Here is a 13,009-nt window from a genome sequence, read left to right as displayed (position 1 = left end):
TGTTCTTATCTGCTGTATCCGTTTTACGAGCGCCTTATATTACTGTGCGGATGCCGGGCGACGGAAGACCCAAGTGCTGTCATCCGAGCTGGCTGGATGGAATGCGTAGCCACCCATATCAAAATTTTGCAACTTTTCCGGATGTTTGATGCGGTTATTTGCGGCGTAGCGCACCATCATACCTCGTGCTCTTTTCGCGTAAAAACTGATGACTTTGTACTTGCCGCCCTTTTCATCCTCAAAGCGCGGGGTAATGACTTTGGCGACCAAGGCCTTTTTATCCACGGATTTGAAGTACTCGTTTGATGCGAGGTTAATCAATACCGGCTCGTCGTCGCCCTGCATGCGCTGGTTAATTTCCTTGCTGATTTGCTTACCCCAATAAGCGTATAAATCCTTACCTGACGGGTTGGCGAGTTTGGTACCCATTTCAAGACGGTACGGCTGAATCAAATCCAGCGGACGCAAAATACCGTATAAGCCGGACAGCAAACCGACGTGTTCTTGTAAATATTCCAGCGAACCTTCAGTAAGATTATAAGCATCAATGCCGGTGTACACGTCACCGTCAAACAGAAACACCGCTTGCTTGGCATTATCAGGCGTAAACGGCGTATGCCATTCATCATTGCGCTGTTTGTTGAGCATGGCGAGGTCTTCGGAAATGTTCATCAACTGCTGCAAGTCGTTCGGGCTTTGCTCGCGTAATACATCCATCAGCTTTTCTGCTTGTTCAAGTAACGCCGGTTGCGTGTACTTGCTGACGGGCGCATGGTCTTTTTCGTTGAGGCTTTTCGCGGGGGATAGGACAAAATACATAAGGCCATTCCTGTAAAGAGAGATGGCCTTATCATACTGAATTATTGTTACGTAATTAAGTTTTGATTCATTAAGTTAAACACACCACATGCACTGATACTTCAGCTTGTTAGCATAGCCTCATTTTAAAGCGATGATAGCCAGTATTTTAGAATGGGGTCAGAATCTTCCTGGCAGTGCACAAAGCAGGATTGGTGGCCGATTAGTACGGGTTTGCAAAAGGCGTAGGTGTAGCATTACGGTAGCCGTTGCAAGGCTTCCTGTGCGTCGCTATTACCTTGTGCCGCAGATTTTTCGTACCATTCCCGTGCCTTGCCGTAGTCCTGCAGTACGCCATCTCCGTATTGATAAAGCAAAGCGAGGCTGTATTGTGCATCGGCATCACCCTGCGCTGCGGCTTTTTCAAACCATTCATACGCTTTGCCATAGTCCTGCGGCACGCCATCGCCGTATTGATACAACAAACCGAGATTATATTGTGCATCGGCATCGCCCTGTGTAGCGGCTTTTTCAAACCATTCACGCGCTTTGTCGTAGTCCTGCAGCACGCCATCGCCGTATTGATACAACAAACCAAGATTATATTGTGCATAGGTATTACCCTGTATAGCGGCTTTTTCATACCAATCATGCGCTTTGCTGTAATCCTGCACCACGCCCCAACCCTGATCGTAAAATAAGCCGAGATTGCTTTGCGCTTGCGCGTTGCCTTGTGCAGCGGATTTTTCGTACCACTCGCGTGCTTTGGCGTAATCCTGCGTCACACCCAAACCCTCGTCATACAAAAAGCCGAGATAGAATTGTGCAGCGGCATTATTCTGTGCGGTGGCCTTTTCATACCACTGAATCGCTTTGTTATAGTCCTGTGGTACAGCATCTCCATATTGATAGAGCAGGCCGAGCTTTCCTTGTGCCTCAGCATTGCCTTGCTCGGCAAGCGGTGACCAAATCTCCAGTGCAGTAGCGTAATCGCCGTCCTCATAGAGAGTCTGTGCTTGTGCCAGTTGGTCGGCAGTAGCATCGGCAAAGGCAAATGTCGTGGTCAATGCCAATATCATGGCGAGAATGAGTGGTTTTTTCATAGTTACGCAACTGATTAAATGGATTTATGTCGTGTAAGCACTTTATGAATTACTGAAAATTTCATTTTGCTGACGCAAGCCGAGAGGAGCGGCTTCATTCTGGCGATATTTTCTTGGCTATAACCACCATTCCGAGCACTTCCTATTTAATGTAACATTAATGCCAAACTCGCTTAATGAGATCGAGCAAATTATCGCGCATGATTGCTTGTATATCCGCGTCACTGTAGCCCATTTTGCTCAAGCCTTCGGCAATGCGCGGCAATCCTTCCGGTGCAACGTATTTACCAGTCAAACCATGTACAGGATCATAACCGGCATCTTTCGGCCACCAATAGCCGGGATCAAGTCCTTCAGGACGATCACTGACGCCATCGTCGTAGCAATAGTCCAGCCCAATCGCGGTGTGCTTAACGCCGACCAGCTGCACAACATAATCAATATGCGGCAACAGTGATTCCGGTTGCAGTGATTCATCTGCAATAAAGCGCCCTACCCCGTTGAGCGCGATGATGCCACCGGTTGCGGCACAAGCCTTGATCGCTGCATCGGTGATGTTGCGCCCGTGACTGACCAGCGCGCGCGGATTGGCGTGGCTGAACAGCACAGGACGATCACCGCTATAAGCACAAATATCGAGTGCGGTACGTTCTTGCGAATGGCTCAAGTCCATCAGAATACCGTTGGTATGAATGGCATCGACCATCTGCTCACCGAGCTTGGTTAAGCCGTATTCTGCGTCGTGCGCACCACCAGCAACGCTGTTATTGCGGTTATAGGCAAGGTGAATCTGGCGTACACCGAGCTGGTGATAAAGCTCGACCATATCCGGTGTATCGAGTAATGGCAGTGAGCCTTCAAGATCGAAGCTGACCGCGAGTTGATTGTTTGCTGCGGCGTCGAGAATGTCCTGATGCGTCCCGGCCAGCGCGAGCCAATCTGTATTGCGAATCTGACGTCGGAATCCAGCAATGGTCGTCATCACCTGATCGAGCGGATTCATATCCATCCCGACGTTGATAGACACATAGCGCACGCCGCTGTCGTAATGGCGGCGCAGTTGGTTGATGTCGGTTTCACCGCGTAGCGGCAAGCAGGCATGGGCATCAGCAAACCAGAATTTTTTCACTTCACTTTACCTTCAAAAAATAACATTCTACTATCACAGATAGTAGGTGGATATTGCAATATGAGATAATTGAGTAATGTTGCTCATTGTAAATGGCTTATATTTTCATATGAATTAGTAATAAAGAAATACAATATATAATTACCTCCTCAACTGAATGCTTTTTAATCATTATAAAAATCAATGAGCTATGAGGTTTGGGTTAAGGTCTAAAATCAATAAAGGCCTAAGTATTTAAAATAAAATATTGATTTTTATAAAAATATTATATGGCAGTCTTGCGGATGTTAAGTTTTTTTAATAAAATTTCTTCCATTAGATAACTTTTGGGGAAATTAATGAATCACATTTATAAAACTGTATGGAATGAAGCTCTTGGTTCTTGGGTTGCAGTGAGTGAGCTAAGTAAAAGCCACAGTACACGTAGTTCCAGTATCAAAGTATTTAGTGTAGTGTCCTTGGCTGCAATAGCGGCGGTATTGTCTCCCTCTGCTCATGCGGGTATAGAGTGTACACCGACTTCAACCAATGGTGTTGAGACTTATTCCTGTATATCATCCGCAAGTGCTTCGAGCGGTTTTAGCAAGACGCTAGGTGCCCCTTCTGTTGTTTTTAATCTTGATGATAGCAGCATTGATATTGATACATCTGGTTTTATCTTGCATCCCGACTTATCTTCCAATGATATTCAAGATAGAAGTCTGACTTTGAATCTTAATCGGTTTAAGCGCATAAAAACAACCAAAAATGGATATGGTACAGTTTGGGCGGAGGTTCGAAATAGCCGCCCTAATAGCGAATCTATTATCAATATCATCACTGATGATACGGCAACTATTGAAGGAGGCAGCCAATCTGGCAGTTTTGTTGCACCTATTTATGCCTCTATAAATCTAGATGGTAATGCCAAAATTATATTTGATAGCCCAAATGTTACGATCACAGGACCTTCAAAGGAAGCAGTAGGTCTATTTGCAGATCAACAACGAGGTAGCGGAGACACTAGTATTGAGATACGCAATGGTACGGTTACCTTTAGTGATGTTAGTAGTACTTCTGGCGCATTTAGTCTGCTAAGAGGAGCAGGAAAAGAAGGGAATGCTAGGGTATTAATGAGTGGTGGAAAGATATTATTGCACAATGCTAATACGTCTATCCCATTGTTTGCCATGAACAATGGTGTTGGAGATGCTTCCATTAATATCAAAGAAGGTAATATAACTATTGAGCGTGATAATTCTTCTATTGAATCAATTAAATCATCAGGTGCTTTGGCTCTTCTTACTGGTACTCAGACGAATGTGAACCAACAAGCAATAACTAATATGTCTGGTGGGTCAATTTCTATAAACGCTGATCAATCATATGGCATAGCAGCTGCATTTGGAGATGAAACGGGTAATATTGGAAATGTAAAACCGACTGCAAAAGGCACTGCTATTATCAACTTAAATGAGCCAGAAGCAACTGCATCAGCACTCTCGATTACTATAATAGGAAATAAAAATAGTGGTGCCTATGCTAGCCATCTTGGTGAGAATGGTAAAGCAAGTATCAATATGGCTGCTGGTTCAGTAAAGGTCATCAGTAGCAATCCAAATCCTGATGATTATAGTAATGGTCTATTTGCAGAAGCTGGTGGAATGGCAAGTATTATTCAGACAGGAGGTAGCGTTGTTGCGGAGGGGAGTAACAGCCATGCACTTACAGCTATATCGACTCATGGTGATGTGAACGTTGAGATAGCAGGTACACTTAGTGCCCATGACCGTGCTATTAATACTCTTACTCAAGTGGATGCCAATCGAAACGATACAGGCATGTCTAGAGTTCTTATTAATGATGGTGCAAAGATTACCGCAAAGACCGCTGTATATAATGATGGAGGGCATTCAGATACCATCATTGGTCGAGCAAAAATAGCTTCTTCGGTACAAGAAACTATGTTTGACCTCAATGACGGCAATGATAATCTAACATTTAAAGATACAGATTTAAGCAATATTGGCAAAATTAACGGTGGCATTAATACTGATGTTAATGATGAATTCGATATTCTTACCTTTGCCGATTACAGTGCAGCACCAACCTTCTCTGGTGATAATCTGAAGAACTGGGAACGTATCAATCTTAACAGTGACTTCAACCTCTCAGGAAGAGAACTTGAGGTAGGCAAAGGAGGTGTTGCTAGTAATGCTGGTGGTCTATTTATTGGTAGTGGCGCAACACTAAGCATTGATGCTGATGATAAATCATCATTTACCATCAATGGCGATTTGCACAATGATCAGGCTGATGGCGTGCTCAATTTGCGTCGTGATGGCAAAGATGAATTTACCGAACTGACTATTGATGGCGACTATCATGGTGGTGGTACAGTTTTGTTTAACACTAGACTTGGTGATTATTCTAGCCCGACAGATAAACTGGTTCTTAAAGGCAACGTTGATGGCATCACTAAGGTAAAAGTTGCTAATAAGGGTGGTGTCGGTGATCTGACTAATAAAGGGATTGAGTTGGTTTCAACTGCTAATGCAACAAGCGGTAATAATATATCTGATGATGCGTTTATATTAGATGGCTCTGTTCAAGCAGGAAGTTATGAGTACAACACGCTTGCACACCTCAAAGGTGAAGGGTTTTATCTGCAAAGTCGACGTAAGAGCAGTGGTGGAAAAGGGAGTGATACAAGTGCGCCTGTTGATATCAAGAAGCCTGATCCTAAGCCAACTCCTAAACCTGACCATAAACCAAACCTGAAGCCTGATCCTAAGCCGTATGTACCGGAAGTTTATCGCCCTGCTGTTCCGGGATATGTTATGGCACAGTATGCCAATATTGCGGCCACATCCAGCATGCTTGGTAATCACTTGCATCAGCGTATGGGGGAGCAGCAGATCAATAAGCTAGATGAGCATAATTATCAGGCATGGGGACGTATTCGCGCAGAATCACTTTCACTTGAAGGCAAAAAACAGTTTAATCTTGATCAAGATACACAGCTTATCCAATTTGGCTGGGATCTTGGTATAAATCGTGACGATCAAAATAATCGCAGTCATACTGGTATTTACTTGGGCTATGCCAATAGTGATGCAGATTTCTTCGATCGCAAACGGGCCGAGGTTGATACCCCTATTCTCACTGGCAATGTGGATACAAATATCTTGTCTGCTGGTGCGTATTACACTCATTTTGATGAGCAGGGCAGCTATATTGACTTGATTGGTGGTGTGCACTATCTGGATAACCAATATAAAGATATTTATAGCGGCAAGTCCAAAAATAAAGGTTGGGGTATTGCTGCTTCTGCTGAAGCAGGCTGGCATAAGGACCTTGGTGATGGTTACTTTGTTGAGCCACAAGCCCAACTTACTGCACAAGTGACTAAGTACGGTGCGTTTAATGATGAAATATCTTCTATAGATGGATATGGCAGTAATAGTTTACGACCACGATTGGGTGTACGTGCTGGTTTGATAGATAAAGCGAGTGGTAAAGACTTGTATATGACAGCCAGTGTTGTGCATGAGTTACTTTCTCCCGCTACCGTAACAATTGGTGGTACAGATATTCGCGAAGAAATCGGAAAAGACACCTGGTTAGAAGCTGGAGTTGGTGGGCAGGTATCATTAAGTGACAATACTACTCTCTATGGAAGTGCTCAGTATTACCACACACTTGGTGGCAAGAGCCGTCGTGGTGGTAGTGGTCAGATTGGCCTGCGTTACTCCTGGTAAAACAGCCAGATAAAGGCATTTTCTATATAATGGTTCGAGATCCCAGATGATTTTATGATATTCCTGTGCGTCACATAATTTTATAGATATTGGCTATTTGTAGGCTCTAGGCTTTAGGGGTATCCCGAGAGTCTAGGGCCTTTTGGTTAGCAACGATTGACATTAATCAAGCCTTTAAGATTGATTTTCGTTTATGATAATGATTCCTAACTGAGGGTTGGCGTGACTATCGCTGATTGATTTTACATTCCATACGAAATGCGCTGACGTAGATCGCTACTACGGTAAAGTCTGGTAAAGAGAGCACATCTTGTATGAATACGAAGATAATTAGCCATATAGATACGCCAGAAGGTTTACATAAAGGGAGAAAAGCCATGCTTAATCGCCGTCAATTTGCCAAATTCGGGGCTGCTGGTGCAGCACTTGCCACCTTGCCACAATGGTCGCTCGCTGCGGCTGACAATGCACCGGTTTTGTGGGGACCACCGGTTGCGCCAACCGTGTTACTCGCGCTCGCTGCACAAAATGCCGCATTGCAAAAAGCCTATCCCGGCATCCACGCGCAAACCTGGCGCAGCCCGGATCAGCTTCGCGCCGGTCTTGCCAATAAGTCGATGCCGCTGACGATGGTACCGAGTTACGTTGCGGCCAACTTCCGCAATCAGGGGCAAGACGTTGGTTTGCTCAATATCATGACGTTTGGCTTGCTCTATATCGTCGGTAAAAACGACAGTGTTACCTCACTCGAAGACCTTGTCGGTAAAAAGTTGGTTATGCCATTCAAGCAGGATATGCCCGATCTCGTCCTGCAAGCGCTACTGAAAAAAGCCAATATCGACATCAGCAAAATCGACATTCAGTACACCGCTACCCCTCCGGAAGCATTGCTGCTATTCATGAGTGGCAAAGCCGACCTCGCCCTGCTACCTGAACCTGCGGTAAGCATGGCACAAATCAAAGGCAAGTCGATGAATGTCGATGTGGTGCGTAACCTGAGTCTGCAAGAGTTGTGGGGAGGCTACATGGGCGGTGAGGCACGTATCCCGCAAGCTGGTCTGCTCGCGACCAGCGCATTCTATGATGAACAGCAAGCACTGTTGAGTACGCTGAACAGCGCGCTTGACGAAGCCGTCAGCACTTGTGCTGCTGATCCAAAACAAGCCGCCGAAGTAGCGACCAAAGCACTGGAAGTTCCTGCACCGGTACTCACCGCTGCGATCCCGCACTCGAACCTGAGCAATACAGCTGCGATTGATATCAGCGATGAAATTCTGTCGTTCTTTGAAGTGCTGTATCAACTCAACCCGAAGATTACCGGCGGCAAAATGGCCGATGAGAAACTGTTCTGGACCATGCCAAGCTGATATACGGCCTAATTCCAGAAAAACGGTCACAGGGTAACCAAAAAATAAAAACAAGAACAATGCCTTGTTTTTATGTGCTGTAACCGTTTTTCTAGAGTCCTACTATAGCTGAACGATTTTAAATTTCATACAAGGCGTGCTGGCGAAGACAGTACTTTAGTACAGCAAGACAGCACAACACAGTATGAAGATTAAAGATCTTTGGCTAAAAGGTCGTTAATCACCCGAACAAGCATACGCCGCTACACTTACACTGTGCTCCGTATGCTTTTAGCATTGATCAGAGTAGTCCCTTTTATTGATCAGAGTAGTCCCTTTTAATGACGCATAAAGCATGTTCTATAAAAGGCAATTGAGGCAAACCATAATTAATAACCATGATATTTGAACGTGGCAAAATCCAGCATGCCCCACTACCACGGCGTATGCTCGATTACTGTTGGGGCATTTTTCCTGCTTTGGCAACCTTGTGCCTGTTTCTCGCACTGTGGCAATTTGCCCACGAGCGCCTCGGCGCGATGCTGATGCCGTCGCCGGTTAACGTACTTGAGCGCGTGCAAAGCATCATCAGTGCACACAGCGGGCAGCAAACCATCGCCACCACCATGCTGCGCGGCGGCACAGGCATCCTGCTCGCGCTTGGCTGCGGCATCAGTGGCGGACTGATTGCTGGTAGCAGTCGTACTTTAAGCCTGATGCTGCGCCCGCTAATCACCATGCTGCTCGGCACACCGCCGATTATCTGGATCGTTCTCGCTCTGTTCTGGTTCGGTATCGGCTCAGCGAGTACCGTGTTTACGGTGACGATCACCGTCTTGCCGATGGTTTTTGCTGCCGCCATGATGGGTATGATGAGCGTCAGTACGCCATTGCGCGAAATGCTCGACGTATACCGCTTGCCACTTGGCGCGCGAATCCGTCATCTTTATTTACCGCACCTGACTCAGCAATTGCTCCCCGCAATTATCGTCGCCACCGGTACCGGCCTGAAAATCACCGTTATGGCAGAATTACTCGGCAGCAACGAAGGCATTGGTTCGGCACTGGCCAATGCGCGTTCGATGCTCGACACCACCGACGTGATGGCGTATGTCGTCATCATTATTGCCATCATCATGCTGATAGAATACGGCGTTCTTGAGCCACTCAAGCGCCTACTCATCCCGCAACGTTCCACGTGAAACACCGAGCGATCATGCTGAAAGTCGAACACATCAATATCGACATCATGATGACCACCATCATCTGCGACGTATCGTTTACCCTTGATGCGGGCGGCTGCCTGTGCCTGATAGGCCCATCGGGCTGCGGCAAAACCACTATCCTGCGCTCCATCGCCGGATTACTCGACATAGACAGTGGCAATATCGACAATCGCTTCACGCGCACCGCTTATCTGTTTCAAGAACCGCGCTTGTTGCCGTGGCGTACCGCGCTGGAAAACGTACTGCTGGTCAATCCGCATGCAGACAAAGCTACGGCACACAATCTGTTTACCCTCTTGGGGCTGGACGAAGAAGACCACGACAAATACCCGCACGAACTTTCCGGCGGCATGCGCCAGCGCGTCGCCCTCGCCCGCGCCCTGATTACCGAGCCCGATTTACTACTGATGGACGAACCCTTTTCCGCCCTCGACCACCAGCTGCGCCAGCAGTTACAGCAACTCATCTGTGACCGCATCGAGCAACAAGGCATGGCGGTGTGCATGGTCACGCATGACCGCGACGAAGCGGTGATCATGGCCAAGGAAATCCTGCGCCTTGACGGCAAACCCGCAACCACCGCGCACCACATCCAGCTCGACTGCCCCTATAGTGAACGCGACAGCGAGTGGATACGCGAGCAAACCCAAAGCCCGCTGTTCACCCATATCGAACCGCCAAAATAAAACATCATGAGTCAAACCCTGCAACACCCGTTTCGCCTCTTTTTCCCGCTGACCTGCCTCGCGGTGCTTGTCGCCTTGCTGCCGTGGTTCAGCCTTAACTTTGCGCCGCAATACGCCGGACATTTCCCCCTGCACTGGCACGCCTTTACCTTTATCCAGCTTACCGGCGGTGCGGCTTTTGCCGGATTCCTGCTCACCGCCCTGCCTTCGTGGTGCAGCTGGCGACCGAACTTTATGCCGCACACCCTCGCTCTGTTCGGACTGTGGACAGCCGCGCTCGTCACCTTGCCGTGGGCAAATATCAGCGGGGTGATTATCTGTCTGTTCTGGCTCTATCTGCTACTGCTCGCTGCCCGCCTTATTATCCGTACCCACACATGGCGACAATCCGCCTTCCTCTATATCCTCGCCCTGATTCTCGCTACCGCCATCGGCTACGCCCTCACCCATCAGGCCCGCTGGCTACACAGCAGTGTAGACATCATGATTGTTGCGGTCGCCATGGCCAATTTCCGTGTCGGGCGCGTCATCGGCAATCAGGCGTTGGAAGACGGCCAGCGCGACGACGAACAGTTTATGCCCAATCCTTATTACAAAAACATCTCGTGTATTGTCTTGAGCATTGCCGCGCTGTGCAGCCTGTTTGCCAGTCAGCATATTCAGGGCTGGCTGTACCTCGCTGCCGGCATGAGTTTCGCTGCACGCCTCAACGACTGGCATCACCGCCGCCTGCTGCGCTTTGCCTATGTCCGCGCCCATTATGCGGTGAGCTTGAGCATGGCGCTCGGCTATAGCGCACTTGGCTATGCACTGCTTGCCGCGCCACAATGGTTCAGCTTTGTGCGTCATTACCTCGCTATTGCCGTGTATCTACTGATGATTATCACCATCATGTCAATTGCCGGATTGCGCCACAGCGGTAAAAAATTACATTTCTATCCCGATACCCGCCTCGCCATGGCGCTGCTTATCGCCGCTGCTATCTCGCGCGCTGTTCTTGCCTATATCCAACCCGGCATGAACACGCTCTATCTCTACCCAACCCTCGCGATCAGCGCCGCATTCATTCTTTACGCCGTACGCTACCTCATTATCTTCCGTCACAACGCCCCGCATTGATTTCAATCATGCAAGCGATTGGTATAAAATAAAACGCTTTGATCCACAACCGGGGTAATGTCATGAGCCACGCGATTATTCAGGACGCGCAACGCATCGTTGGCGATGCACACGTCATCACCGAACCAGCCAAAATGGCGAAATACTGCAAAGGGTTTCGCTTCGGCATTGGTACAGCACTTGCGGTGATCAAGCCCGGTACACTGGTTGAAATGTGGCAAATCGCGCAAGCTTGCGTCAAGCACGACATCATCATCATTACCCAGGCCGCCAACACCGGTCTCACCGGCGGCTCGACGCCATTTGGCGACTATGACCGCGACGTCGTCGTACTTTCTACCGTACGCCTGAAAGGCATCCGCCTGATTAACGACGCGACCCAGGCCGTTGCCCTGCCCGGTGCATCGCTGTTTGAACTTGAAGACATCCTCGAAGCGCATGACCGTGAGCCACATTCGGTAATCGGCTCATCGTGTATCGGCGCATCGATCATCGGCGGGATTTGTAACAATTCCGGCGGCGCACTGATTCGTCGTGGCCCTGCCTACACTGAAATGGCCGCCTACGCCCAACTCGATGCCGACGGACAACTGCGTTTCCACAACAATCTCGGCATCAACCTCGGTGACGATCCCGAAACCGTACTTACCCGCCTGCAAAATAACGACTATACGCAAGACGATGTCGAGCAGTTGCAAAAGCTCGCCTCTGATCATGAATACCACGACCGCGTGCGTGAAGTCGATGCCGATACCCCGGCACGCTTTAACAACGATGGCCGCCGCCTCTATGAAGCATCCGGCTCGGCTGGTCGCCTGATCGTCTTTGCGGTGCGTATCGATACCTTCACCAAACCACCGCGCGAGCAAGTGCTCTACATCGGCACCAACAATACCAAACACCTCAGCGACATTCGCCGCCACATCCTCACTCACTTCGACGAACTGCCCATTTCCGGTGAGTACATGCACCGTGAATACTTCAATGTCAGTGAGAAATATGGCCGCGACACCGTACTCGTGATCAGCAAATTCGGCTCGAAATACATCCCCAAATTCTTTGCCCTGAAAAACAACGTCGACCGCATTGCCGGTAAATTTGGTTTCCTGCCCAAATATCTCTCGGATCGCGTCACCCAGTTTTTCATGAATCTGTTGCCGTCGCACCTGCCCAAAATCATGCAGGAATATCGCGACAAATACGAGCATCACCTGATCCTGAAAATGGCAGACGATGGTATCGATCAGGCCAAGGCCTATCTCGACGAATACTTCACCACCCACGAAGGCGGCTATCACGCCTGCACGGAAAAAGAAGGCGATATGGCGATCCTGCACCGTTTTGCCGCTGCCGGTGCGGCCAAGCGTTATCATGCCATGAAGCACAAAAAAGTCGGCGCCATTCTCGCGCTCGATATTGCCCTGCGCCGCAACGAAGAAGAATGGTTTGAAACCCTGCCGCCAGACATCGAAGCCGTCGTGGAAGACAAGCTCTACTGCGGGCACTTTTTCTGCCACGTCATGCACCAGGACTACATCTTGAAACAAGGCGTCGACGCTGATGATCTCAAAAAGCGCCTGCTCAAGTTCTTTGACGATCGCGGCGCGGAATACCCGGCCGAACACAACGTTGGCCACCTTTACCTCGCCAAAGCCGACCTCAAAGCATTCTACAAAAAGAATGACCCGACCAACTCACTCAACCCCGGCATCGGCAAGACCAGCAAAGTCAAAAACTGGGCTGACGACAAGCCCGCGCCACTGGTTGAGCACTACGTTGAAGGCGAAGAGGACGACGACGTGCAAGGTTGCGGATGCGGCTGTAATCACGATCGTTAATCATCAAAAAGAAGGCGCTGGATT

At 48.5% G+C, this 13,009-nt stretch carries 9 protein-coding genes; 6 read left to right on the top strand and 3 right to left on the bottom strand.

Translation table 11 applies throughout. The annotated features are described in order from the left end of the window. Positions 1 to 39: 39 nt before the first annotated feature. The 3 genes from yaaA to KRX19_02285 all read right to left on the bottom strand — a co-directional run bounded on the left by yaaA (position 40) and on the right by KRX19_02285 (position 3,030). Positions 40 to 819, bottom strand: coding sequence for a peroxide stress protein YaaA (gene yaaA / locus KRX19_02295; GenBank protein MBV7433843.1), 780 nt, complete (start codon positions 817 to 819; stop codon positions 40 to 42). 236 nt (positions 820 to 1,055) lie between these two features. Beyond that, positions 1,056 to 1,901, bottom strand: a complete 846-nt coding sequence (locus tag KRX19_02290) for a sel1 repeat family protein (protein ID MBV7433842.1) — start codon at positions 1,899 to 1,901, stop codon at positions 1,056 to 1,058. A 157-nt stretch (positions 1,902 to 2,058) separates the two neighbouring features. Next, entirely contained in the window at positions 2,059 to 3,030 is a 972-nt protein-coding gene (locus tag KRX19_02285; protein MBV7433841.1) for a dipeptidase, read from the bottom strand. 338 nt (positions 3,031 to 3,368) lie between these two features. Between KRX19_02285 and KRX19_02280 the strand changes: the two genes are divergently transcribed. The 6 genes from KRX19_02280 (at position 3,369) to dld (ending at position 12,985) form a co-directional block, all read left to right on the top strand. Then, positions 3,369 to 6,770, top strand: coding sequence for an autotransporter outer membrane beta-barrel domain-containing protein (locus tag KRX19_02280; protein ID MBV7433840.1), 3,402 nt, complete (start codon positions 3,369 to 3,371; stop codon positions 6,768 to 6,770). A gap of 314 nt (positions 6,771 to 7,084) precedes the next feature. Continuing rightward, positions 7,085 to 8,137: an ABC transporter substrate-binding protein gene (locus KRX19_02275; GenBank protein ID MBV7433839.1), complete on the top strand. Its 1,053-nt coding sequence runs from the start codon at positions 7,085 to 7,087 to the stop codon at positions 8,135 to 8,137. 377 nt (positions 8,138 to 8,514) lie between these two features. Beyond that, entirely contained in the window at positions 8,515 to 9,318 is an 804-nt protein-coding gene (locus tag KRX19_02270; GenBank protein ID MBV7433838.1) for an ABC transporter permease subunit, read from the top strand. A 14-nt stretch (positions 9,319 to 9,332) separates the two neighbouring features. Beyond that, a complete protein-coding gene (locus KRX19_02265) occupies positions 9,333 to 10,028 on the top strand; it encodes an ABC transporter ATP-binding protein (protein ID MBV7433837.1) in 696 nt (231 codons plus the stop codon). A gap of 6 nt (positions 10,029 to 10,034) precedes the next feature. Next, positions 10,035 to 11,147 (top strand): NnrS family protein, encoded by a 1,113-nt coding sequence (locus KRX19_02260; protein ID MBV7433836.1) that lies wholly within the window; start codon positions 10,035 to 10,037, stop codon positions 11,145 to 11,147. A gap of 62 nt (positions 11,148 to 11,209) precedes the next feature. Then, positions 11,210 to 12,985, top strand: a complete 1,776-nt coding sequence (dld, locus tag KRX19_02255) for a D-lactate dehydrogenase (protein MBV7433835.1) — start codon at positions 11,210 to 11,212, stop codon at positions 12,983 to 12,985. Positions 12,986 to 13,009 lie beyond the last annotated feature (24 nt).

The organism is Cardiobacteriaceae bacterium TAE3-ERU3, assembly GCA_019218315.1.
Lineage (GTDB): Bacteria > Pseudomonadota > Gammaproteobacteria > Cardiobacteriales > Cardiobacteriaceae > JAHUUI01.
This window is presented reverse-complemented; position numbering and strand designations above follow the sequence as displayed.